Source organism: Kitasatospora sp. SC0581 (assembly GCF_048159585.1).
Classification (GTDB): Bacteria; Actinomycetota; Actinomycetes; order Streptomycetales; family Streptomycetaceae; genus Kitasatospora.
Map to the genome: position 1 here is coordinate 147,135 of NZ_JBLRWA010000006.1, position 22,223 is coordinate 169,357.

At 74.1% G+C, this 22,223-nt stretch carries 18 protein-coding genes and 1 pseudogene; 9 read left to right on the forward strand and 10 right to left on the reverse strand.

The annotated features are described in order from the left end of the window. Positions 1-144 precede the first annotated feature (144 nt). On the forward strand, positions 145-1,671 hold the full coding sequence (locus ACLWS4_RS13150) for an ArnT family glycosyltransferase (protein ID WP_234348350.1): 1,527 nt from the start codon (positions 145-147) through the stop codon (positions 1,669-1,671). 182 nt (positions 1,672-1,853) lie between these two features. Here the strand turns inward: ACLWS4_RS13150 and ACLWS4_RS13155 are convergent, their stop codons facing one another. From ACLWS4_RS13155 to ACLWS4_RS13175, 5 genes are all read right to left on the reverse strand, one after another. Then, positions 1,854-4,001 (reverse strand): 3-hydroxyacyl-CoA dehydrogenase NAD-binding domain-containing protein, encoded by a 2,148-nt coding sequence (locus ACLWS4_RS13155; protein ID WP_375873232.1) that lies wholly within the window; start codon positions 3,999-4,001, stop codon positions 1,854-1,856. A 2-nt stretch (positions 4,002-4,003) separates the two neighbouring features. After that, positions 4,004-5,248 carry a thiolase family protein gene (locus ACLWS4_RS13160; protein ID WP_049651277.1) on the reverse strand — a complete coding sequence of 415 codons (1,245 nt, stop codon included), beginning with the start codon at positions 5,246-5,248 and terminating at the stop codon, positions 4,004-4,006. Positions 5,249-5,546: 298 nt separating this feature from the next. Further along, a complete protein-coding gene (locus ACLWS4_RS13165; protein ID WP_416874207.1) occupies positions 5,547-6,788 on the reverse strand; it encodes a ribonuclease D in 1,242 nt (413 codons plus the stop codon). 245 nt (positions 6,789-7,033) lie between these two features. Further along, positions 7,034-7,750: a response regulator transcription factor gene (locus ACLWS4_RS13170; protein WP_049651279.1), complete on the reverse strand. Its 717-nt coding sequence runs from the start codon at positions 7,748-7,750 to the stop codon at positions 7,034-7,036. A 320-nt stretch (positions 7,751-8,070) separates the two neighbouring features. Then, positions 8,071-8,733, reverse strand: coding sequence for a DUF3000 domain-containing protein (locus tag ACLWS4_RS13175; RefSeq protein WP_074005620.1), 663 nt, complete (start codon positions 8,731-8,733; stop codon positions 8,071-8,073). 235 nt (positions 8,734-8,968) lie between these two features. Between ACLWS4_RS13175 and hemE the strand changes: the two genes are divergently transcribed. Then, positions 8,969-9,982, forward strand: coding sequence for a uroporphyrinogen decarboxylase (gene hemE / locus ACLWS4_RS13180; RefSeq protein ID WP_234348351.1), 1,014 nt, complete (start codon positions 8,969-8,971; stop codon positions 9,980-9,982). A gap of 36 nt (positions 9,983-10,018) precedes the next feature. On the opposite strand, the gene ACLWS4_RS13185 is transcribed toward hemE, so the two are convergent. Both ACLWS4_RS13185 and ACLWS4_RS13190 read right to left on the reverse strand, forming a co-directional pair. After that, the gene (locus tag ACLWS4_RS13185) at positions 10,019-10,459 is read right to left on the reverse strand and encodes a DUF523 domain-containing protein (protein WP_049651282.1); all 441 of its coding nucleotides are present in this window, start codon (positions 10,457-10,459) and stop codon (positions 10,019-10,021) included. A gap of 24 nt (positions 10,460-10,483) precedes the next feature. Continuing rightward, complete coding sequence (locus ACLWS4_RS13190; RefSeq protein ID WP_416874208.1) at positions 10,484-10,819, reverse strand: hypothetical protein; 336 nt, start codon at positions 10,817-10,819, stop codon at positions 10,484-10,486. Positions 10,820-10,932: 113 nt separating this feature from the next. Between ACLWS4_RS13190 and hemG the strand changes: the two genes are divergently transcribed. Together hemG and hemQ are read left to right on the forward strand one after the other, a co-directional pair. Next, entirely contained in the window at positions 10,933-12,363 is a 1,431-nt protein-coding gene (hemG, locus tag ACLWS4_RS13195) for a protoporphyrinogen oxidase (protein ID WP_416874209.1), read from the forward strand. Then, positions 12,360-13,085 (forward strand): hydrogen peroxide-dependent heme synthase, encoded by a 726-nt coding sequence (gene hemQ, locus ACLWS4_RS13200; RefSeq protein WP_049651284.1) that lies wholly within the window; start codon positions 12,360-12,362, stop codon positions 13,083-13,085. Before hemG ends, hemQ begins: the two co-directional genes overlap by 4 nt. A 391-nt stretch (positions 13,086-13,476) precedes the next feature. On the opposite strand, the gene ACLWS4_RS13205 is transcribed toward hemQ, so the two are convergent. From ACLWS4_RS13205 to ACLWS4_RS13215, 3 genes and pseudogenes are all read right to left on the reverse strand, one after another. Further along, complete coding sequence (locus ACLWS4_RS13205; protein WP_074001688.1) at positions 13,477-14,259, reverse strand: TIGR04222 domain-containing membrane protein; 783 nt, start codon at positions 14,257-14,259, stop codon at positions 13,477-13,479. Between the two features lie 89 nt (positions 14,260-14,348). Beyond that, a complete protein-coding gene (locus ACLWS4_RS13210) occupies positions 14,349-15,422 on the reverse strand; it encodes a TIGR04222 domain-containing membrane protein (protein WP_416874210.1) in 1,074 nt (357 codons plus the stop codon). 145 nt (positions 15,423-15,567) lie between these two features. Continuing rightward, positions 15,568-16,856, reverse strand: a pseudogene (locus tag ACLWS4_RS13215) (DUF692 domain-containing protein). A 327-nt stretch (positions 16,857-17,183) separates the two neighbouring features. Between ACLWS4_RS13215 and ACLWS4_RS13220 the strand changes: the two are divergent. The 5 genes from ACLWS4_RS13220 to ACLWS4_RS13240 all read left to right on the forward strand — a co-directional run bounded on the left by ACLWS4_RS13220 (position 17,184) and on the right by ACLWS4_RS13240 (position 22,156). Then, entirely contained in the window at positions 17,184-18,143 is a 960-nt protein-coding gene (locus tag ACLWS4_RS13220) for a GNAT family N-acetyltransferase (RefSeq protein WP_416874211.1), read from the forward strand. Between the two features lie 221 nt (positions 18,144-18,364). Beyond that, positions 18,365-19,375, forward strand: coding sequence for an MBL fold metallo-hydrolase (locus ACLWS4_RS13225; protein ID WP_416874212.1), 1,011 nt, complete (start codon positions 18,365-18,367; stop codon positions 19,373-19,375). Positions 19,376-19,482: 107 nt separating this feature from the next. Further along, positions 19,483-21,378 carry an ATP-binding protein gene (locus ACLWS4_RS13230; RefSeq protein WP_416874213.1) on the forward strand — a complete coding sequence of 632 codons (1,896 nt, stop codon included), beginning with the start codon at positions 19,483-19,485 and terminating at the stop codon, positions 21,376-21,378. Next, positions 21,375-21,806, forward strand: coding sequence for a roadblock/LC7 domain-containing protein (locus tag ACLWS4_RS13235; protein WP_049649591.1), 432 nt, complete (start codon positions 21,375-21,377; stop codon positions 21,804-21,806). The genes ACLWS4_RS13230 and ACLWS4_RS13235 overlap by 4 nt, the downstream gene beginning before the upstream one ends. Continuing rightward, entirely contained in the window at positions 21,803-22,156 is a 354-nt protein-coding gene (locus tag ACLWS4_RS13240; protein ID WP_049649592.1) for a DUF742 domain-containing protein, read from the forward strand. Before ACLWS4_RS13235 ends, ACLWS4_RS13240 begins: the two co-directional genes overlap by 4 nt. Positions 22,157-22,223: the final 67 nt, after the last annotated feature.

A 22,223-nucleotide genomic window follows, 5' to 3' on the forward strand; every position in this document is an offset into this window, starting at 1 on the left:
GACCGTCCGGGGGAGCGGTCACCCGTTCCGCAGACGACCGTTTGTCGTAACTCCGTAACAGTTCGTCACGGAACAAGCTGACAATCGCACTGAAAGGCGGGACCGGCGCCACCGGCGCCGATCCCGCCCGGTAGGTTGTCACCCGTGCCGACCCCCACCCGCCTCCGCCTCACCGGACTGGCCGAGCGCCTGCCCGAGCGCGTCCGTACCCGTGTTCTCACCGGGTACTGGACCAGGCTGGTGCCGGTGCTCGCGCTGGTCGCGCTGCTCACCCACATCCCCTCCTTCGCCCGGCCCGTCTGGAGCCCGGACGAGGGCTTCCTGGCCACCCAGGCCCGGATGCTGGCGGACGGCGGGGTGCTGTACGACACCGTGGTGGACCGCAAACCACCGCTGCTGCCCTGGCTCTACCAGGCCTGCTTCGCGGTCTTCGGCTCCGCCTCGCTCTGGCCGCTGCGCACCCTGGCGGTGGTGGCCCACCTGGTCACCGCGATCCTGCTGGCCTCGATCGCCCGCGGCCGCTGGGGCAACCGGGCCGGGGCCGGGGCCGGACTGCTCTACCTGCTGGTCTCCATCGGGCTCTCCCCGGAGGACACCCAGGCGGCGACCTTCGAGGTCTTCATGCTGCCCGCCATGGTGGCCGCCTTCCGGTACGCCGAACGGCGCCGCTGGCTGGCCGCGGGCATCGCGGTCGCCCTCTGCTCACTGACCAAGCAGACCGGCGGCGCGGTGCTGCTGCCGGTGCTCTGGATGCTGTTCCAGGACGCCCGCCGGCGCGGGGTGCGCTGGCCGCCCGCGCTGTTCAAGATCGGGTTCGGCTTCACCCTGCCGATAGCGCTGGTCGCGGTGATCCTCACCAAGCCCAAGGGCTTCCTCTTCTGGGTGGTCACCGGCAGCGGCGACTACGCCTCCTTCGGCGGCGCCTGGCTCCAGATGCTCGGCCGGGCCTTCGGCAACTCGGCCATCCTGGCCGCGGCCGGCCTGGGCTTCCTGCTCCCGGTCGGACGCCGGCTCTGGCTCAAGCACCGCCACCGCCCGCTGCCGGTGGCCGGCGAGGAGCACGGCTCGACCACCGACCTGTGGGTCTGGCTGCTCTCCTCGGTCGTCGCGGTCAGCGTGGGCTTCCACTTCTTCGGCCACTACTACCTCCAGCTGATCCCGCCGCTGGTGCTGCTGGGCACCGGGGCGGTCGCCACCTCGGCGATCCGCTGGAAGCCCGTCCTGCTGTACACCACGGCCGCCGCCACGGTGTTCTGGAGCCTGGCGCTGGCCTGGCCGGGGGAGCGGCTCAACCGCACCACCGAGGTCGCCACCGCCGTCGCCGCCCAGACCACCCCCAAGGACACCGTGCTGGTCTGGGGCATGCACCCCGAGCTGTACTGGCTGGCCGACCGCAAGCCCGCCACCCGCTACCTGACCGCCGGCTTCCTCACCAACTACAGCGGCGGCAAGGACGGCAACCAGAACGTCGGCGAGCAGTTCAGCGTCTCCAACGCCTGGCAGACCTTCGACAAGGAGCTGGCCAACGGCCTGCCCGAGGTCGTGGTCGACGACTCCGGCATCGCCCCGTACCAGCCGGTCATGGTCCCCCGGATCGAGAACCTGCTGGACACCCACTACGAGATGGTCGGCGTCTTCGCCGACACCGTGGTGTACCGCCTCAAGCACTGAGGCGGCCCGTACCCGGTTTCCTCGCGGCAACGCCGTACACGCCGGGTTCCCGGCGGCAGCGCCGTACACAGGACCTCGGGCGGAAACGCCGTACACGCCGCGTCCGGGTGGCAGCCCCGTACACACGGAGGAGCCCCGGTGACCAGGCGGTCACCGGGGCTCCTTCGTGTTCGGGTGCTGCGTTACGCGGGCACCGAGGCCACGCCGGGGGCGAGGAACGCCTTGCCGTTCACCCGCTCCGAGACGCCCTCACGGTCCAGGTACGGGGTGATCCCGCCCAGGTGGAAGGGCCAGCCGGCACCGGTGATCATGCAGAGGTCGATGTCCTGCGCCTCGGCGACGACACCCTCCTCCAGCATCAGGCCGATCTCCTGCGCCACGGCCTCCAGGGCGCGGGCGCGGACCTGCTCCCCGGTGAGCACCGAGTCGCCGAAGGTCAGCAGCTCCAGCACCTCGGGGTCGAGGACCTGCTGGCCGTCCGTCCAGGTGTAGAAGCCGCGCTTGCCGGCCTTGACCACCTTGGCGAGGTTCTCGGAGACGGTGAACCGCTCCGGGAAGGCGCCGTGCAGGGTCTCCGAGACGTGCAGGGCGATGGCCGGGCCGACCAGCTCCAGCAGCACGATCGGGGACATCGGCAGGCCGAGCGGCTCGACGGCCTTCTCGACGTCGGCGATCGGGGTGCCCTCGTCGATGATGCCCTGGATCTCGCCCATGAAGCGGGTCAGGATCCGGTTCACCACGAACGCGGGGCGGTCCTTGCAGAGCACCGAGGTCTTCTTCAGCTTCTTGGACACCGCGAAGGCGGTGGCCAGCGAGGCGTCGTCCGTCGAGTCGCCGCGGACGATCTCCAGCAGCGGCAGGATCGCGACCGGGTTGAAGAAGTGGAAGCCGACGACCCGCTCGGGGTGCTTCAGCTTCGAGGCCATCTCGGTGACCGACAGCGAGGAGGTGTTGGTCGCCAGCACGCAGGTCGGCGAGACCACGTTCTCCAGGTCCGCGAAGACGGCCTGCTTGACGCCCATCTCCTCGAACACGGCCTCGATGACGAAGTCCGCGTCGCCGAAGGCGGCGGCCTTGTCCAGCGAGCCGGAGACCAGGCCCTTGAGACGGTTGGCCTTGTCCTGGCCGATCCGGCCCTTGCCGAGCAGCTTGTCGATCTCGGCGTGGACGTAGCCGACGCCCTTGTCCACGCGCGCCTGGTCGATGTCGGTGAGGACCACCGGCACCTCCAGACGGCGGGCGAACAGCAGCGCCAGCTGCGAGGCCATCAGACCGGCGCCGACGACGCCGACCTTGGTGACCGGGCGGGCCAGCGACTTGTCCGGCGCGCCGACCGGGCGCTTGGCCCGGCGCTGCACCAGGTTGAAGGCGTAGATGCCGCTGCGCAGCTCGCCGCTCATGATGAGGTCGGCCAGGGCCGCGTCCTCGGCGTCGAAGCCGGCCTGGAGGCTCGCCTTGTCCGCGAGGTCGAAGTCCTTGGCGGCGGCGATGATGTCCAGCGCCCTGTAGGCGGCCGGAGCGGCGCCGTGCACCTTGGCGTCGGCGACCATGCGGCCCCAGAGGACGGCGTCGTCCCAGGCCTTGCCGCGGTCGATCGCCTCGCGCTCGACGACGACGTCGCCCTTGACGACCTTGGCGGCCCAGAGCAGCGACTGCTCCAGGAAGTCGGCCGGCTCGAAGATCGCGTCGGCGATCCCCAGCTCGAACACGTCCTTGCCCTTGAGCTGCTTGTTCTGGTTCATCGAGTTCTCGACGATGACCTTGACGGCCTTACCGGCACCCACCAGGTTCGGCAGGATGGTGCAGCCGCCCCAGCCGGGGACGAGGCCGAGGAAGACCTCGGGCAGCGAGAAGGCCGGGACGCCCGCCGACACCGTGCGGTAGTCGCAGTGCAGGCCGACCTCGACGCCGCCGCCCATCGCCGCGCCGTTGTAGAAGGCGAAGGTGGGGACGGGCAGCGTGGCGATCCGCTGGAAGACGTCGTGGCCGCCCTTGCCGATGGCCAGCGCGTCCGCGTGCTCCTTGAGAAGCTCGACGCCCTTGAGGTCGGCGCCGACCGCGAAGATGAACGGCTTGCCGGTGATCGCGGCACCGACGATCGTGCCCTCGGCGGCCTCGGCCGCGACCTGGTCCAGCGCCTCGTTCAGCTTGAGCAGCGAGCCCGGGCCGAAGGTGGTCGGCTTGGTGTGGTCGAAGCCGTTGTCCAGGGTGATCAGGGCCAGCCGGCCGGCCTGCAGCGGCAGGTCGAGGTGGCGGACGTGCGCGGTCGTGACGACCTCGCCCGGGAAGAGCTCGGCGCCGCGGGTCAGCAGCTCGGTGGTGTTCGTCATGGTCACTTACCACCCTCGAGCTCGGTGTTCTGGGTCGCTCCGCTCCAGTGGGGGTTCTCCCAGATGATGGTGCCGCCCATGCCGAAGCCGATGCACATCGTGGTGAGGCCGTAGCGGACGTCCGGGCGCTGCTCGAAGCGGCGGGCCAGCTGGTTCATCAGGCGCACGCCGGAGGAGGCCAGCGGGTGGCCGAAGGCGATCGCGCCGCCGTACGGGTTGACCCGCTCGTCGTCGTCCGCGATGCCGTAGTGGTCCAGGAAGGACAGGACCTGGACGGCGAAGGCCTCGTTGATCTCGAAGGCCTGGATGTCGTCGATGGTCAGACCGGCCTTGGCCAGCGCCTTCTCGGTGGCCGGCACCGGGCCGATGCCCATGACCTCGGGCTCGACGCCCGCGAAGGCGAAGGAGACCAGGCGCATCTTGACCGGGAGGCCGAGCTCCTCGGCGACGTCCTCGGCGGCCAGCAGCGAGGCGGTGGCGCCGTCGTTCAGACCGGCCGAGTTGCCCGCGGTGATGTTGCCGTGCGGGCGGAACGGGGTCTTCAGGCCGGCCAGCGACTCCATCGTGGTGCCCGGGCGCAGCGGCTCGTCCACGGTGGCCAGGCCCCAGCCGGTCTCGCCGACCTCGGGGTTGGTGTTGCGGATCGAGATCGGCACCAGGTCGGGCTGGATGTCGCCGTTGGCGTACGCCTTGGCGGCCTTCTCCTGGGAGCGCACGGCGTAGGCGTCGCAGCGCTCCTTGGTCAGGTGCGGGAACCGGTCGTGCAGGTTCTCCGCGGTCATGCCCATGAACAGGGCGGACTCGTCGACCAGCTTCTCGGAGACGAAGCGCGGGTTCGGGTCGACGCCCTCGCCCATCGGGTGGCGGCCCATGTGCTCGACACCGCCGGCCACGACCACGTCGTACGCGCCGAAGGCGATGCCGCCGGCGGTGGTGGTCACGGCGGTCAGCGCACCGGCGCACATGCGGTCGATCGCGTAGCCGGGGACGGACTTCGGCAGGCCGGACAGCAGGGCGGCGGTGCGCCCGATGGTCAGGCCCTGGTCGCCGATCTGCGTGGTGGCCGCGACGGCGACCTCGTCGATGCGCTCGACGGGCAGGTTCGGGTTACGGCGCACGAGCTCCCGGATGCACTTGACGACGAGGTCGTCGGCGCGCGTCTCGTGGTAGATGCCCTTCGGGCCTGCCTTGCCGAACGGGGTGCGGACGCCATCGACGAAGACGACGTCCCTCGCGGTACGAGGCACGGGGGCTCTCCTCCCAGGGACCAACATGACGATTGGGCGGGCTGCCGCCGTCGAAGACCCGAGCGGCGCCGCATCACCGCCATGCTACCCGCCGGTAACCAGCCTGCCCAGGCCCCTCGGAGGGATCTGACCATGTGTCCCCCGACACGTTCCCCGGGCCGTCCGACCAGGAGCGTCGTTCCCGGGTGCGACGGGCGGTGCGACGAACGGGTACGACGGACGGGTGCGACGAAGGGGATGCCACCCGTACGGATGACATCCCCTTCCACGTGTTGCCGTGATCGGTCCTGGAGCGTGATCAGTCCTGGGCCGCGGCCGCGGCGAACGCGGCGGCCACCGCCGGCGCCACCAGGTCCACCTGCCACTGCCGGGCGCCGAACCCGCGCAGGGCGGCGGCCACGGCCTCGGGGCCCGGCTCGGTCGGCGGGTGCCAGCAGACCCGGCGGACGGTGTCCGGGGTCATCAGGTTCTCGGCCGGCACGTGGTACCGCTCGGCCAGCTCGCTGATCGCGGCGCGCGCGCCGGACAGCCGGGCGGCGGCCACCGGGTCCTTCTCGGCCCAGGCCCGCGGCGGCGGCGGTCCGTCGTGCGGCGCGGTGGCCGGCGGCAGCATGTTCTCCGGGATCTCCCGGGCGCGCTGCACGGCCGCCAGCCACTGCTCCAGCTGGCGCCGGTGCACCCGCGGGCCGAAGCCCTGGACGGCCTGCAGGGCGGCGATGTTCAGCGGCATGGCCAGCGCGGCGTTGACGATCGCCGCGTCGGCGAGCACCCGGCCGGGGGAGACGTCGCGGTCCTGCGCCATCCGGTCGCGGACCAGCCACAGCTCGCGCACCACGGCCAGCTGACGGCGGCGGCGGATCTTGTGCAGCTGCGAGGTGCGGCGCCACGGGTCGTTGCGCGGGCCCGGGCGGGGCGCGGCGGCGATCGAGGCGAACTCCTCCATCGCCCAGCCGAGCTTGCCCTGGGCGTCCAGCTCCTGTTCGAGTGCGTCGCGCAGCTCGACCAGCACCTCGACGTCCAGAGCGGCGTAGCGCAGCCACGGCTCGGGCAGCGGGCGGGTGGACCAGTCGACCGCGGAGTGCTCCTTGGACAGGCTCAGCCCGAGCACGTTCTCGGTCATCGGCCCGAGGCCGACCCGGGCGAAGCCGGCGATCCGCCCGGCCAGCTCGGTGTCGAACAGGCGCTGGGGTCTCATGCCGACGTCGGACAGGCAGGGCAGGTCCTGGCTGGCCGCGTGGACGACCCACTCGGCGTCCTCGACGGCCTTGCCGAGCGCACTGAGGTCCGGGCAGGCGATCGGGTCGATCAGGGCGGAGCCGGAACCCGCGCGGCGCAGCTGGATGAGGTAGGCGCGCTGCCCGTAGCGGTAGCCGGAGGCCCGTTCGGCATCGACGGCCACCGGTCCGGTGCCCGCGGCGAAGGCGGCGACGACGGCGCCCAGCGCCTGTTCGTCCGCCACGACGGGCGGGATCCCCTCCCTCGGCTCAAGGAGCGGGACCGGGGCTGCTTCTTCTGGGATGGCTGCTACGGCGTCGGTCACCCCCCAAGGGTACGACGGTCCTCGCGGCCGGGAGTGTTGTCGGACTGGTCAGACTGTTGATCGCCCGGGGGCGGCCCGCCCCGCTCCGGGGCGCGGTTCACCCGCCGCGGGCCCTCCGGGGGTGACGGGAGTTCGGCGGCGGGAGGTTGACGTCGGGAGTTCGACGGCGGGCCCCGGAACAGCGCCGCGGCGGCCGAGGAGGAAACGTTCCTCCTCGGCCGCCGCAGCGGTCCGGAGCGTCCGGCTCAGTGGATGATGCCGGTGCGCAGCGCGACCGCGACCATGCCGGCGCGGTCGCCGGTGCCCAGCTTGCGGGCGATCCGGGCGAGGTGGCTCTTCACGGTGAGCGCCGACAGGCCCATCGCCACGCCGATCGCCTTGTTGGACTGGCCCTCGGCGACCAGCCGCAGCACCTCGACCTCGCGGCCGGAAAGCTCGCGGTAGGCGGCCTGCTGCGCGCCGGGCGCACCAGGGGCTCCGGGGGCGCCCGGCGCTCCGGCCGCGCCCGGCATGCCCGGCATCCCGGGGCGGCGCATCCGGCCGGCCAGCCCGGCGGCGCCGAGCGGCATCCCGGGGCGGCCCGGCATCGCGACGTTCGTCCGGGTGCCGGTCACCACGTATCCCTTGACGCCGCCGGCCAGCGCGCTGCGGACCGCGCCGATGTCGTCGGCGGCGGACAGTGCCAGGCCGTTGGGCCAGCCCGCGGCGCGGGTCTCGGCGAGGATGGTCAGCCCGGATCCGTCCGGAAGGTGGACGTCGGCGACGCAGATGTCGCGGGGGGTGGAGACCCGTGGGCGGGCCTCGGCGATGGAGGACACCTCGATCACGTCCCGGACACCGAGGGCCCACAGGTGGCGGGTGACGGTGTTTCGGACACGGGGATCGGCGATGACCACCATGGCGGTGGGCTTGGTCGGCCGGTAGGCGACCACGTTTGCGGGGTGCTCAAGAAGGACCGACACCAGGCCTCCTGCGGGGAGTGGCGGACGGAACCCCGATGGGGGCGGTCGGAGTGTTCCGCGTTGGGAAAGGGTCACAGACTGCTTCGGCAGCATCCGTGCCCGGCTTTAGCGAAAGATCACGATCTAGTGAGTAACAATACGGACAAATCGCGCAAATGATTGATGCGACATGCCTGGTATTCGCACAAAATCGATCAGATTCGGTGCCGATCGGTCGGTATCGACCGATGAATTGACGCAGAGCGGGTCCGAAGTCACACTCCGTCAGCCCTGGGGGTGGCGTCCGGCCCCCGGGTGCCGCCGGAGCCGCACACCACCCGTCAGTGCGACCGCGGGCGTCGCCGGGCCGGCATCGGGACCACTCCACCGAGTGAAGGAACCTCGGCGGGACCCTGCGGAGCCGGGGCGGCCGGCGGCAGGCCGGCGCTGACACACAGCAGGTCCCCCCAGGCCGCCAGGTGCCGCTCGAAACGGCCGTCGGCCGGGGTCCAGGAGGCCCGGATCTCGATCTCCGTCGAGGACGGGCGGTCCGCCAGGCCCCCGAAGTACTGGGAGGAGGCCAGCGTCACCGTGCCGGACGGCTCCGCGAACCCGGCGGCGTGCGCCTGCAGGGAGTCCAGCAGCCAGGCCCAGCCCACCTCGGAGAGCATCGGGTCGCCGGCCATCTCCGGCTCCAGCTCGGCCCGGGTCATCGTGACCACCCGGAACTCCCCGTTCCAGGCCTCCTGCCCGGCCGGGTCGTACAGCAGCACCAGCCGGCCGTCCGCCAGCTCCTCGCCGTCCACCTCGACCGAGGCGGTCACCGCGAACGAGTACGGGGCGAGCCGGCGCGGCGCCGGCGCGGGGGAGAGCTGCACCTCGGGCCGCAACCGGGCCCCGTCCAGGGCCGCCACGGCCGCCCGGAACTCGCTCGGCGCCCCCTCGCGACCCGCTCCGCCACCTGCTCCGCCACCCTGTGCGGGGTGCCCTCCGACCGCTGCCATGTCCCGAAGACTAGGTCGAAGAACGGGGTTATCGCCGCAACTTCTCTCCCAGCGGCGTGCCGGAACGGCAAACCCGGACAGATCTTGGAGGAACCGACGAGACCGGCCGGGAAACCGGGCCCGGCACGCGTGCGAAGATTTGACGGTGAGCGAGACTACGGCAGACAGCACGGCGGCCACCCACGACGGCCCGACCACCCCCGGGCGCCGCGGCGCCGCGCACGACTCGGCGTTCCTGCGCGCCTGCCGGCACGAGCCCGTGCCGCACACCCCGGTGTGGTTCATGCGCCAGGCCGGCCGCTCGCTGCCCGAGTACCTGAAGGTCCGCGAGGGCATCCCCATGCTGGAGTCCTGCATGCGGCCCGAGCTGGTCAAGGAGATCACCCTCCAGCCGGTGCGCCGGCACAAGGTGGACGCCGCGATCTTCTTCAGCGACATCGTGGTGCCGCTCAAGGCCGTCGGCATCGACGTCGACATCAAGCCCGGCATCGGCCCGGTCATCGCCGACCCGATCCGCACCGCCGAGGACCTGAAGCGGCTGCGCCCGCTGGAGCCCGACGACGTCCCCTACATCACCGAGGCCGTCGGCCTGCTGGTGGACGAGCTCGGCGAGACCCCGCTGATCGGCTTCGCCGGCGCGCCGTACACGCTGGCCAGCTACCTGATCGAGGGCGGCCCGTCCAAGAACCACGAGAACACCAAGGCCATGATGTACGGGCAGCCCGAGCTGTGGGCCGCCCTGGTGGACCGGCTCGCGGACATCACCTCGGCCTTCCTCAAGGTGCAGATCGAGGCCGGCGCCTCCGCGGTCCAGCTGTTCGACTCCTGGGTCGGCGCCCTCGCGCCGGACGACTACCGCCGCTCGGTGATGCCGTCCAGCACCAAGGTCTTCGACGCCGTCGCCGGGTACGGCGTGCCGCGGATCCACTTCGGCGTCGGCACCGGCGAGCTGCTCGGCCTGATGGGCCAGGCCGGCGCCGACATCGTCGGCGTCGACTGGCGGGTCCCGCTGAACGTCGCCGCCGAGCGGGTCGGCCAGGGCAAGGGCCTCCAGGGCAACCTCGACCCGGCGGTGCTGTACGCGCCCACCAAGGTCGTCGAGACCAAGGCCCGCGAGGTGCTGCACGCCGCCCAGGCGCTCGGCACCAGCGGCCACATCTTCAACCTCGGCCACGGCGTGCTGCCGTCCATGGACCCGGACGCGCTCAGCCGCCTCGTCGCCTTCGTCCACGAGGCCAGCGCACGCTGATCTCAGGGCGGTGGGCCCCCGGACTCCGGGGGCCCACTACCCGGCCGTGACCTCGATCCCGGCCCGGCGCAGCAGCGCCGCCGTCACCCCGTCACCCGGGCGCAGCTCCCCGGAGAACGTCCCGTCGTACACCTGACCGCAGCCGCAGGACGGGCTGCGCGCCATCAGCACCGCCCGCCGGGCCCCCGCCTCCTCGGCGGCGGACAGCGCCGCCCGGGCACCGGCCAGGAACTCCGCGGTGCAGTCCGCGCCCGTCGCGTCCACCACCCGGGCCCGCCCGTCCAGCACGTCCGCGCCGTCCCCGCCCACGATCTCCGCCGGCGGCCGCGGCGTGGGCAGCCCGCCCGCCCCCTCCGGGCACACCACCACGGCCCGCCCCTCCTCGACCAGCCGCACGGCGCCGTCGGAGGTCTTCGCCCGCCCGTCGTACCGACAGGGAATCCCGGCCAGACACGCACTCACCACGATCGGTTCCATGCGGTGGAGCCTACGGCGGCCGGCTCACTCCTCGAAGAGCTGGTCCCTCCGCATCGGGAACTCCCGCCGCCCGCACACGGTTTGGAGATGGTGCGGCTGCCAGATGGACACCGTGACGACCTCGTCCGCGCGCCCGGCGGCCGGGCCCAGCACGGTGCAGTCGATGTCGGCCGGGAACGGGAACGGCGAGTCCGCTTCGATCCACGCGCCGGGCCCGAGGGCCTGGTCCGTCCCGAACATCGCGGTCTTCCCGATGATCGACCACCGTCGGCCGTCCGCGTCCGTGAAACAGACCTCCACCACCCCGGGCTGCGGCTCGTCGTCCACCCACCGGACCGCCTCGCCCCACAGGTACACCACAGGGCACCCTCCTCTCGGTCGGGACCGTACCGGGAGCGACGGTCACCGGCCTGCTCTTTTCGGGTGTGCAGCGGATTGAGGGTCCGGTGTAAGGGTCTGCGAGACTGCGGAGCATGTCGGATGCACAGGTCGTCGTCGTCGGTGGTGGGATCGCGGGGCTGGCTGCGGCCGCCTTCCTGAGCGGGGCGGCCGGGGGGCCGGCGCGGGCGCGGGTGACGGTGCTGGAGGCGTCCGGGCGGGTCGGCGGGAAGCTGTGGGGCGGGGAGGTCGGCGGGGTCCGGGTGGACCTCGGGGCCGAGTCGGTACTGGCCCGGCGGCCGGAGGCGGTGGAGCTGGCGCGGGCGGTCGGGCTCGGCGGGGAGCTGGAGCCGCCGACCACCGCGAAGGCCGCGATCTGGACCCGCGGCGCGCTGCGGCCGCTGCCCGGCGGGCAGGTGATGGGCGTCCCCGGTGACCTGGAGGCGCTGGCCGCCTCCGGGGTGCTGACCGACGAGGGCCTGGAGCGGGCCCGGCACGAGCGGAGCACCGAGGTCGGCGAGGACGTCGCGATCGGCCGCTACGTCGCCGACCGGCTGGGCCAGGAGGTGGTGGACCGGCTGGTCGAGCCGCTGCTCGGCGGCGTCTACGCGGGCCGCGCCGAGGAGATCTCGCTGCGCGCCGCCGTGCCGCAGCTGCTGTCGATCGCGCGTGACGGCGGCTCGCTGGTCGCGGGGGTGCACGAGCTGGCCTCGCGGCCGAAGGTGGTCGGCACCCCGGTGTTCCAGGGCCTGCGCGGCGGTCTCGGCACGCTGCCCGGCGCGGTCGCCGCGGCCTGTGTGCGGGCGGGGGTGGACCTGCGCACCGACGCCCCGGTGGACGAGCTGTGCCGCACCCCCGACGGCTGGCGGGTGGTGACCGGCGGCGAGGTGCTGCACGCGGACGCCGTGGTGCTGGCCGTCCCGGCGCCCGCCGCGGCCCGGCTGCTGCGCGAGGACGCCCCGGCGGCCGCCACCGAGCTGGACGCCGTCGAGTACGCGGGCATGGCCCTGGTCACCCTGGCCTTCCGCCGCGCCGACCTGGCCGAGCCGCCGAGCGGCAGCGGCTTCCTGGTGCCGCCGGTGGACGGGCGGCAGATCAAGGCGTCGACCTTCTCCTCGAACAAGTGGGGCTGGCTGGAGCGCTCCGCGCCGGACGCGTTCCTGCTGCGCACCTCGCTGGGCCGGTACCGCGAGGAGGAGGCGCTGGGGCTGCCGGACGAGGAGCTGGTGGCGCGGTCGCTGGCCGATCTCAGGGAGGCGATCGGGCTGACCGCCCGGCCGTACGACACCTTCGTCTCGCGGTTCTCGGCCGGTCTGCCGCAGTACCCGGTGGGGCACCTGGACCGGGTGGCCCGGGTGCGGGCGGCGGCGGGGCGGGTGGGCAAGCTGGCGCTGTGCGGCGCCGCGTACGACGGGGTGGGCATTCCGGCGTGCATCGGTTCGGCGGCCGCCGCCGCGGCCGCCGTCGACAGACTGCTGACCCCGGCGACCGGGGAAGGTTCCACGGAGAGGACAATGGGCGCATGACTGAGAGCGTTGAGCGGGAGCCGGAGCAGCGGCCCGAGAAGAAGAAGGCGCGCGACCTGAACCAGGTCATCCGCTACACCATGTGGTCGGTGTTCAAGCTCAAGGGTGGCCTGCCCGAGGACCGCACCGCCCTGGCCGCCGAGGTGGACGAGCTGTTCGCGCAGCTGGACGCCAAGGACGTGACCGTGCGCGGTACGTACGACGTCTCCGGTCTGCGTGCGGACGCCGACATCCTGGTCTGGTGGCACGCCGCCGACTCGGACGACCTCCAGGAGGCGTACAACCGCTTCCGCCGCACCGGCCTCGGCCGGCTGCTGGAGCCGGTCTGGTCGAACATGGCGCTGCACCGCCCGGCCGAGTTCAACAAGTCGCACATCCCGGCCTTCCTGGCCGACGAGCGCCCGCGCGACTACGTCTGCGTGTACCCGTTCGTCCGCTCCTACGAGTGGTACCTGCTGCCGGACGCCGAGCGGCGCGCGATGCTCGCCGAGCACGGCCAGATGGCGCGCGGCTACCCGGACGTGCGGGCCAACACGGTGGCCTCGTTCGCGCTCGGCGACTACGAGTGGCTGCTCGCCTTCGAGGCGGACGAGCTGCACCGGATCGTCGACCTGATGCGCGACCTGCGCCCCTCCCGGGCCCGGCTGCACGTCCGCGAGGAGGTGCCGTTCTTCACCGGGCGCCGCAAGCCGGTGAGCGAGCTGCTGAACGGCCTGGTCTGAGCGACCCGGCCGGAGCGGCCCACGACTCCCGGAGGCCGGTTCCCCCCTGTCACACGGGGGAGCCGGCCTCCGTGCCGTCGCGGTCCGGTCGCGGACCGGCGAACTCGCGCAGCACGGAGGTGTAGTGGTCGCCGAGGCCGACCCGGGTGACGTCGCGGAGCCGGTACTTGGTCGGCTCCGGGTACCAGCGGGCCTCGGTGTCGACCTCGTGCAGCCGCAGTGAGCGGGGGCGCAGCCCGGTGACGGTGCCGACCCGGCAGACGTCCGGATCCAGCTGTTCGGTGTGCAGGGTGATCAGGCCGTACTCGGCGCAGGCGGCGGTGAGCAGCCCGGGCAGGTCGTCCAGCGGCAGGTCGGCGCCGGGCGGGCGGACCGGCCACAGGCCGCGGCCCTAGCCGCGGTGCGGGCGCAGGGCGGCGCGGAGCCGGGCGTCGGGCAGGGCGGCGGGGCCGTTCATGGCGACGGCGGTGAGCAGTTCGCGCTCCTCGTCGTCGGCCAGGCCGCGCTGGCGGGCCGGGCGGACCTCGCGCAGTACCTCCTGCCCGATCGGGGAGGCCCAGCGGGTGTACGGGTAGACGTCGACGCGGGCCATCAGCAGGGTGCCGGAGGTGAGCACCAGCGGCAGCGAGAACCAGGCGAGCGGGGCGAGGGTGTCACCGCCGGTGAAGCCGTCGAGGGCCAGCGAGGCGGCCAGCAGGAGCAGGGACAGCAGCAGCGCGTGCCGGACCTGCCGGATCACCACCACGGTGTTGCGCTGCACCAGGGCCGGGGTGGCCAGGCCGGCCAGGGCGAGCCGGGCGCCGATCTCCAGCACGTTGGGGTGCTCGGCGACCGCCTGGCGCAGCTCGTCGGTGCGGCACTGGCCCTCGGGGCCGACGGTGGCGATGACCGCCCGCTCCAGGCGGCTGCGGCCCCTGGGGTCGACCACGGTGGTCCAGCCGGTGTGCGCCAGGTGGAGCCGTCCGCGGCCGGCCATCAGGACGAGGGCGAGTTCGACCACCCGGCCCGGGCCGCCGGCCAGGTAGGCGGTCTCGTACAGGCCGATGCCCACGGCTTCGGGGGGCCGCAGGCCGTTCTGGTCGGCGAGGGCGTCGGCGGTGGCGGTCATCCGGACCAGTCGGACGCAGGACAGGACAGCCGCGACACAGGCCGGTATGAGGAACAGCAACCACATGGGCTTGTTGTATGCCTGTGCCGACTGCGCGCGGAACGCCTTCCCGGTTCGCGATACCGAACTGTGACTTCCGCCGGGTGCCGCCGGAGTCAGGAGCCGCAGCCGCCACCGCCGCAGCTCGACCCGCAGCTGGAGGACGACGAGGAGCCGCAACTCGACGAGCTGGAGCCGCAGCTGGAGGAAGAGGAGCCGCAGCTCGACGAGGAGGACCCGCAGCCGGACGAGCCGCAGCCGGACCCGGAGGAGCCGGAGGAACCGGAGTCGGAGGAGCCGCACCAGGCGGCGGAGCCGCCGTCGGAGCCGGAGGAGCAGGAGGAGGACGACGAGGACGAGGAGGTCGCGGAGCCGTTCGCGGCGGTGGCCTGCCGGAAGAACTCCTCGTCGTCGGTCGACGCGGCCAGCATCGCGGCCTCCAGCTCCGGCTCCCCCAGCCCGGCGGCGGCCAGGCCGCCGAGCGCGAGCGCGCCCAGCAGCGCGCCGCCGGCCAGCCGCGGCGACACCCCGGCATTGGGCTTCCACGGCCCCTGCATCAGGGACAACTGGCGCTGCCCGGCCGGGGTGATCCGGCTCTTGACGAGCGGGGTGACGAGCAGCGAGACGACGCCCACGATCAGCAGGATGACCGGGATCCAGAGCTTCGGGCGCTCGTGGCCGGCGGCGCCGTCGTCGAGCAGCGGGGCGGCCACCATGGAGGCCGCCACCAGGAGCAGCGCGAGCCAGAGCAGCCGGCGGGCGGTGCGGGCCCGCCGCAGCCGCTCGGGGCGGCGCATCAGGCCGCGGTCGGCGAGCCGGTCGCCGATCTCCTGGACGGCGGTGGAGCGCATCACGGTGCGGCGCAGCGGGCCGAGCTGACGGCTCCCGGTCGGTCCGACGGCGTCCTGGACCGCCTTGTCGACCGCGTCGTACGGCTTGGCGCCGGTGAGCGTGACCAGGCCAGAGCGGCTGACCACGGCCTGCTCGCTCATGTGCATCCGGACCAGGGCGGTGTCGAACACCCGCGCCGGCCCGCCGGACAGGAACGCGGTGTCGAGCAGCGGCAGGCCGCGGCCGGGCAGGCCCTTGGCGTACCGGACCTGGCCGATGCGCTGCCGGGTCCGGACCGCGTGGACCGCGGCGGCCGCCAGCAGGACGGCCGGGACGATGAAGTAGCTGTTGTGCCACATGGGCGGTTCCCCCCGAGGTGGTGATGGTTCGTCAGGGCCCGGTGGCCCCGCGGTCGCCGACGGCCGGCCGGGTGTCCGACAGTCGACGGCTACCGGCTACCGGCTACCGGCTACCGGCTACCGGTTACCGGTTACCGGTTACCGGTTACCGGCGCAGGGCCCGGCGCAGGCGGGTGAGCGGGCCCGGCGGTCGTACGGGGGCCGGGTGGAGCCACTGCTCCAGGGCCCGGCGGTGGTCGGCGGCGAGCGGGCCGCCGTCGGTGAGCACCCACTGCGCGAAGGCCCGGGCGTCGGCCCGGTAGCCGCCGGTCTGCGGGTGGGAGCGGGCGTAGTCGAGGAAGAGCGGCCCGTACCCCGCCCCGAGCGTACGGGGCAGGTCGGGGGCCACCTTGGCGGTGGTGTCCCGCCGCTTGGCGGCCAGGCCGGTGGACTGGGCGCGGACCTGGCGTTCGTCGAAGCCGGGCGGGACGGGGCCGCCGGCCACCAGGGCGGCCAGCAGTTCCTCCTGGCGCCGGGCCAGGCGCCGCCGGGCGGCGGCGAGGTCCTGGTCGGCGGTGTCCCGCGCGGTCCCGGTCAGGTCGGTCATCGCCGGGTGCTCCCCTCCAGCACCCGGCGGATGGCGTCCAGTTCACCGGCCAGCTCGCTGGGCGGCGGGAAGTTGGCGTCCCGCTCCAGCAGGACCCCGGGCGGGGCGGTCCGCGCGCACAGCTCGGCCAGCACCTCCAGCACCGGCTCGGTGACGGGGTGGGCGTGGGTGTCGTGCCAGACGCCGTCGACCAGGGTGCCGCCCGCGACGTGGACGTAGGCGAGCGCCTCCAGCGGCAGGAGGTCGAGCTCGGCGGCCGGGTCGATGCCGAGGTTGACCCGGTTGGTGTGCAGGTTGGCGACGTCGATCAGCAGCCGGACGCCGGTGCGCTCGACCAGCTCGGCGAGGAACTGGCCCTCGGTGAACTCGTCGTCCGGCCAGGCGAGCTGGGCGGCGATGTTCTCCAGGGCGAGCGGCACCGGCAGCTGGTCCTGGGCGATCCGGACGTTCTCGGCGATCACCCGCAGCGAGTCCCGGGTGCGGGGGACGGGCAGCAGGTGGCCGGCCTCCAGGCCGCCGGCCCGGACGAACGCCAGGTGCTCGGTGACCAACGGGGAGCCGAGCGCCAGCGCGGCCTCGGCGAGCCGGGCGAGGCGGGCGGGGTCGGGCAGGTCGGCGCCGCCGAGGCCGAGGCCGACGCCGTGCGGGACGACGGTGACGCCGCGTCCGCGCAGGACGGTCAGGGAGTCGGGCAGGTGGTCGGCGCAGATGTTCTCGGCGACCACCTCGACCCAGTCCAGGCCGGGCTGGCGCTCGACCACGGTGTCGATCTCGCCGCGCCAGCCGAGGCCGACGCCCAGGCGGGGCGCGGCGTCCCGGGAGGCGGTGTCCCGGGGCGCGGTCGCCAGCGGTGCGGCGTCCTGGGGCGCGGTGTCCCGGGGTGCGGTGGCCAGGGCAGGGGAAGTCATCGGTTCGCCCCCTTCGGAGGGCCGGGTGGGAGGGCCGTCGACCGGTGCGGCGTCGTCGCCGGACCCGTGCGGCCGTGTTGCTGAGGATGTCCCCGGGTGGGGTGGCTGCCAAGCCTCACCCGGTCTTCTCAGAGCATTATTTGAGCATGTCGTTCCGGTCGTGAGGGACTTGGGTCCCGAGCCCGGGCCGTCCCCCGCAGGTGGGGGTGCCCTCCGGCGGATAAATCGGAGGCGCCGGGCGGGTGGGCGCGGCTAGCGTGGGAATCCATGACTTCTTCGAATTCCTCCCCCCTGACGATCCGGGACTTCCGTCCCGAGGACGCCGAGGCCGTGGCCGCGGCCCACCGGGCCGGGCGCGAGCACCTGGTGCTCTCCGCCGAGACCCTGCTCTGGCTGAACGGCCGGCCGAGCCCCGAGGAGCACTTCCGCACCTTCGTCGCCGAGCTGGACGGCCGGGTGGTCGGCGCGGTGCGCTGCGGGGTGGTGCTCGGGACGTCGGTCGCGGGCGTCGGCTACGCCAACGGCAGTGTGCTGCCCGGGTTCCGGCGGCGCGGCGCGGCCACCGCGCTGCTGGCCGCGGCCGAACGGCACCTGGTCGGGCACGGGGTGACGGAACTGCACACCTGGATGGACGACGAGCCCGCCTCGGTGGCCTTCGCCACCGCCCGGGGGTACCGGCTCGGGCGCACCATGCAGTTCGCCGGACGGGACCTGGCGCTGCCGCTGCCGCCGGCGTCCGTACTGCCGCCCGGCGTCGAGCTGCGTCCGGCCGCGGACTGGGCGGCCGACCCGCATCCGGTGTTCCTGGTCGAGGCGGACGCCATCCTGGACGAGCCCGGCAGCGAGGTGCCGATGGACGCCCTGGAGTACGAGGACTGGCTGCGCGACGACTGGAACCGGCCGGACCGGGACCTGGCCCTGAGCATCGTCGCCGTGGTGGACGGCCGGCCGGCCGCGTTCAGCATGGCGCAGACCGACGGGGTGGACCGCTACTGGTCCGCGTTCACCGCCTGCCACCGGGAGTTCCGCGGCCGCGGGCTGACCAAGTCGGCCAAGCTGGAGTCCCTGCGGCTCGCCGCCGCGGCGGGCCTCCGGCACGCGTACACCAGCAACGACACGACCAACGGGCCGATGCTGGCGATCAACGCCTGGCTGGGCTACGAGCGCTGCGCGGCGGAGCGCAAGGGGATCAAGCGGCTGGGGCGGCCGTCGGAGCAGGACGCCTGACGCCGCCGGGCCGCGTCCCCGGACGCGGCCCGCGCCCGTACCTGTGGCCGTGCCCGTTTCGCCCCCGGTTTCGACAGGGGCCGGGGCCGGGCCACTTCGGCCAGATGTGGTCCAGACCACGTGGGACGAATCGGGACAGCCCGGGCTGCTTCGGGCGCGAAGTGGCTTGAACTGTAATGGTTTTGCTCCACTCCTGTCACGACCTGGGCATAATCGCGCACATGACGATCAGCCGTGCGAACGTGAGCGCGATTGCCGAGGACCTGTACGTGTGGCTCCCGCCGAAGCGGGGGTGGGGCCTGGCCAACTGCGGCCTGCTGGCCTCGGAGACCACCGCGCTCTGGATCGACACGCCGTACGACCCCTCGATGGCCGGCGAGTTCCTCGCCGCGAGCCGGCGGCTGCTGCCGGACGGGGTCGGGGTCGACCGGGTGGTCGTCACCCACGCCAACGGGGACCACCTGTGGGGCGCCGGGGTGCTGCCGGACGCCGAGGTGATCGCCACCCGCGAGGCGCTGGAGCACATCCACTGGGAGCCCACCCCGCAGCAGCAGCACGCGCTGGTCACCAACAGCGACCCGGACTCGCCGCTCGGCGGCTACCTGAAGGAGCACTTCGGGCAGTTCGACTGGTCCGGTACCGAGCCGGTGCGCCCCGACACCGTCTTCACCGGCGAGCTGGAACTGACCGTCGGCCGCTACCCGGTGCGGATCACCAGCCTGCCCGCCGCCCACACCGGCGGCGACCTGCTGGTCCACCTCCCGCACCAGCGCGCGGTGTTCACCGGCGACGTGATCTTCTCCTCGACGCCCGAGCAGCCCGGCGACCACCCCTCGCACTGGGCCGGACCGCTGGAGAACGTCATCGGCGCCTGCGAGCAGGCCCTGGCCACCGGCGCGGAGATCTTCGTCCCCGGCCACGGCCCGGTGCTCGACCGCGACGGCGTCCGCGAGCACATCGGCTACCTCACCTACGTCCGCGAGCGCGCCCACGCCCTGCACGCCGCCGGGATACCCGCGCTGGACGCCGCCCGGCGGGTGATAGCCGAGCAGCGCCACCCCGAACTCGGCCTGCCCGAGCGGCTGGTGATCACCGTCGCGGCCGAGTACCGGCACCTGGACGGCTCGGCGGCCCCGGGCGCCCTGGAGGCCCTGGGCCAGGTCGCCCTGGTGGCCCGGGAACTGGCCGAGGACGAGGCCCGCGCCCAGCGCCCGCGCACCGCCCGGCCCTGATCCCGCCAGGGCCCGGCACCGCCCGATCCTGATCTCGTCCGGCCCCGTCGCCCGGTCGTCCCGGCCGCACCACCCGGTCCACCCCGCAAGCACCCCCGAGGACTTCGATGACGCAGATCGCGCTGATCGTCCTGGCGCTGGTCGCCGCCGCGGCCGCGGCCGTGCTCGCCCGCGGCCGGGCCGTCGCCGTCACCCGGGCGACGACCGCCGAGACCGCGCTCGGCCGGGGCGAGGAGCGCGCCCGGACCGCCGAGGGCCGGCTCGCCCGCGCGGAGCAGCAGCAGCGCGACGCGCAGGAGGCCGCCCGGCGCTCAGCCGAGGAGGCCCGGCGGGCTGAGGAGCGCACCCGGGCCGCCGAGGACAGCGTCCGCGAGGCGCAGGAGGCGGCCCGGCAGGCGCAGGACACCGTCCGGGACGCCATGCAGCAGGGCTCCGCCGCGACCGCCCGGGCCGAGCAGGCCGAGCGCGCGCTCGCCGAGGCCGAGGCGCGCGGCACCGCGCTGCTCGCCGAGATCGGCCACCTCGCCCAGGAGCGGGTCGCCGCCACCGCCGTACGGCTCACCCACGGCAACGCCCCGCTGGTCGGCCCGCTGGACCCGCAGGCCGTCGGCCCGGAGGCGGTCCGGGCGCTGCAAGGCGTCCTGGACGCCGCCCAGGCCGCCCTCGCCGACGAGCGCGAGCGGGTGGACGCCGCCGCCCGCGCCGCCATGCGCGGCGCCACCTCCCGGATCCAGACCCTGCTGTACCAGATCCAGAGCCTGGTCCAGCAGCTCCAGCACGAGAACGACGACCCCCGGCTGCTGGAGGTCGACTTCCGCAACGAGGTCGCGCTGCGCCGGATCCAGACCATCGCGGTGCTCTGCGAGGCCTGGCCGGGACTGGCCCGCACCGACTCGCCGCTCGCCGAGGTGGTCGTCGGCGCGCTCTCCCGGGTGCCCGGCTACGCCCGGATCAAGGTCGCCAACCACCTGCGCGAGCAGCGCCTCGCCGTGGTCGCCCGGGCCGCCGAGCCGATCGCCGTCACCATCGCCGAGCTGCTCGCCAACGCCACCGCCTGCTCCCACCCGGAGACCGACGTCCCGGTCACCGTCCAGCAGGGCGGCCGCGGCGCGCTGGTGATCATCGACGACAGCGGCATCGGCATGGACGAGGACCAGCTGCGCCGCGCCCGCCGGCTGCTGGCCGGCCCGCCCGACATGCTGCTCACCGAGCTCGGCAACCCGCCCAAGACCGGCTTCGCGGTGATCGGCAAGCTGGCCCGCCAGTACGGCTTCTCCTGTCACATCGAGCCCTCGCCGTACGGCGGCATGCGGACCATCCTGCGCATCCCGGCCGCGCTGGTGACCGTCGTGGACGACGAGCAGCCGCTGTCGGTGCTCACCCCGCTGCCGCTGCGGGCCGGCTCCGGCCCGGCCCCGGCGCCCACCGTCGCGGCCGTCCCGCCGATGCGCGACGCGGACGAGCAGGACGGCCCGCGGCTCGCCGACCGCCACAACCAGCCGGGCCCGCACCCGGCCCCGGCCATCCGCGTGGTGCCCGACCCGGTCGCGGACGGCCCGGCGGGGGAGGGCCAGGCGGGTGCGTCCGTCCCGGCCGAGCCCGGCCCGGACGCCCCCGCGACGGACACCCCCGCGACGGACGCGTCCGCGGCCGACGACGGCACCGGCCTGCCGACCCGGCGCCGCCGCCGTCCGCTGGCCGCCGAGCAGCCCGCCGCCGTACGGCCGGCCGCCGCGAAACCCGTCCCCGCCCGCGCCGCCGCGCGCACCCCCGAGCAGGCCGCCGCCCACTGGCAGGCGCTGCAGCAGGGCACCGACTCCGGCCGGGCCGCCGTGGCCCGGGCCGAGCGCGAGGAGGCCGCCGGCTCCGCACCCGGCCGGACCGCCCCCGGAAACAGCGACAGCACCACCGGTACGACCGCCACCACCCCCGGCGACACCACCGCCGACCGCGACCCCGGTGACCCGAGCACCGGTCCGACCTCAGAAGGAGCCGAGCAGTGAGCAGCACGCCCAGCCCGACCGCCACCGACGAGATCTCGTGGGTGCTGACCCCGCTGCTGGAGCTCCCGGGGGTGCTGCACGCCGTCATCGCCACCGGGGACGGCCTGGTCGAGGGCGCCTCGGACGGCCTGGAGCGCGCCTCGGCCGAGCGGGTCGCCGCGATGACCGCCACCGTGCACGCCGCCGCCCGGGCCTTCACCGCCGCGTTCACCGACGTCGAGCGGCCCCGGCTGGCCCAGACCGTGGTGGAGTCCGACCTCGGCTACGCCGTCGTGGTGCCCGCCGGGGAGAACACCTCGCTCGCCGTCTTCACCTCGCCGGACGCCCAACTCGGCAACGTCGCCTACCAGATGCAGCTGCAGGTCGCCGCCCTCGGTCGCGCGCTCGCGAGCCCGACCCGGCGGCAGGACGACGACGTCCGGTCATGACCGCCGTCCCCCGCAGGCGGATGGTGCCCGCCTACCTGGCCACCGGCGGCCGCAGCCGCCCCGGCACCAAGGGCTTCGAGCGGCTGACCGTGCTGTTCGCCGACCGCGCGGACCCGCCGGAGGCGCTCGACCCCGAACACCGCCGGCTCTGGGAACTGCTGCGCCCCGGCGCGCTGACCGTGGTGGAGGCCGCCGCGCACCTGAGCCTGCCGGTCAGCGCCACCGTCTTCCTCGCGGCCGACCTGGTCGAGGCGGGCTGCCTGCACGCCCGCGCGCCGATCCCGCGCGCCCAGCAGACCGACCGCTCCATCGTCGAGAGGCTCCTCGTTGGACTCCGTGCGCTCCGGTGACCCGGCCGCCCGGCCGGAACCGGAAGACCAGAGCCGGGTGGGCTACCTGCCCGACCAGGACCAGACG